Origin of the sequence: Rhizobacter sp. (genome assembly GCF_031412495.1) — a bacterium.
GTDB lineage: Bacteria > Pseudomonadota > Gammaproteobacteria > Burkholderiales > Burkholderiaceae_C > Schlegelella_A.
Genome location: NZ_JANODC010000456.1, coordinates 1 through 1646, shown reverse-complemented (window position 1 = coordinate 1646; position 1646 = coordinate 1). Strand labels below are relative to the sequence as shown.

The following is a 1646-nucleotide window of genomic DNA, read 5'->3' as shown; positions in this document are numbered from 1 at the left end:
CCAGCTCGTCAACTTCCGCGACGGGCGCCGGCACTACGAGCTGATGGCCGGCCTGCTCGCGCCGCTCGGCGACGCCTACCTGCGCGAGATGGCCGACCATTTCGCATCGCTCGACGTGCCGTACCCGCCGCCCGGGCCGCCAGCCGGAACACCGGCCGGGCGCAGTGCCGGCGAGCGGCTGGTCCGGGTCGGCGACGCGGCGCGCGGCCTGCCGGCGTGCAACGACTGCCACGGCACGGCGATGACCGGCCGGCCGCCCTTCATTCCCGGCCTGCTCGGCCTGTCGCGCGACTACCTCAACGCCCAGCTCGGCGCCTGGAAGAACGGCAAGCGCCGCGCGCACGCGCCCGATTGCATGGCCGTCGTCGTCGCGCGGCTCGCCGGCGAGGAGATCAGCGCGCTCTCGTCGTACCTGGCGAGCCTGCCGGTGCCGGCGGCGGCAAAGCCCGGTGCCGACGCGGCGGTCGCCACGCCGACTGCGTTGCCTCTGCCGTGCGGCGGCATCGACGCGGCCGGCCCGGGGGGTGGGGTCATCGCGAAACCGGCGCGATGAGAGGCCGCGTCCTCGGCCGAGCGCTCGGCCTCGTCGCGGCGACGCTCGTCGTCCTGGCCGCGCTCGTCGCCTGGCTGAACCTCCGCGACGAGGACGGCGGCGCGCCGGCCGAGGCGGGCAGCGCGGCGGTGCAGGCGGCGACCGGGGCGACCGGGGCGACCGGGGCGACGATCGCGCGCGGCGAGTACCTGGTCCGCGCCGGCAGCTGCATGGGTTGCCACACCGACCGCGGCGGCGCGCCGTACGCCGGCGGCCGGGCCATCGAGACGCCGTTCGGCATCGTCCACTCGACCAATCTCACGCCCGACCGGGCGAGCGGCCTCGGCGACTGGACCACGGCCGACTTCTGGCGCGCGATGCACAACGGCCGCTCGCGCGACGGGCGCCTGCTCTACCCGGTGTTCCCCTACCCGAACTACACGCGCGTGGCACGCGCGGACAGCGACGCGTTGTTCGCGTACCTGCAGAGCCTCGCCCCGGTCGCGCAGCCGCGCAAGGCGCACCAGCTGCAGTTCCCCTTCGGCCTGCAGCCGGCGCTCGCGGTCTGGCGGGCGCTGTTCTTCCGGCCGGCCTCGTTCGAGGCCGACCCGGCGCGAGGCCCGGAATGGAACCGCGGCGCCTACCTGGTCGAGACACTCGGCCACTGCAACGCCTGCCACTCGCGCCGCAACGTCTTCGGCGCGATCGCCGGGCCGCTCGACCTCGCCGGAGGCCTGATCCCGATCCAGAACTGGTATGCGCCGTCGCTCAACGCCAAGGAGGAAGCGAGCGTCGCCGACTGGCCGACGGCCGATGTCGTCGCCCTGCTCAAGACCGGCGTGTCGTCGCGCGGGTCGGTGCAGGGCCCGATGGCCCAAGTCGTCCTCGGCTCGACCCAGTACCTGAGCGACGCCGACCTCGCGGCGATGGCCGCCTTCCTGCAGTCGCTGCCGCCGGCGCCGCCGACGCCCGGTGCCGGCCCTGCAGCGACGGCCACCGAGCGCGGCGCCCGCCTGTACGCCGACCACTGCACCGCCTGCCACGGCGAGCGCGGCGAAGGCGTGGCTCGCGCCTACCCGCCGCTGGCCGGCAACCGCGCCGTGCTGATGACGCC

The 1646-nt window shown here is 75.6% G+C and carries 2 protein-coding genes; both read left to right on the top strand.

Going from position 1 to position 1646, the window contains the following annotated elements; all coding sequences use genetic code 11:
- The coding region (locus tag AC30N0_RS17065) for a c-type cytochrome (RefSeq protein WP_489519092.1) at window positions 1-553 on the top strand (553 nt) is incomplete at its 5' end.
- On the top strand, window positions 550-1646 hold a 1097-nt coding region (locus tag AC30N0_RS17060; RefSeq protein ID WP_489519091.1), incomplete at its 3' end, for a c-type cytochrome. The genes AC30N0_RS17065 and AC30N0_RS17060, both read left to right, overlap by 4 nt.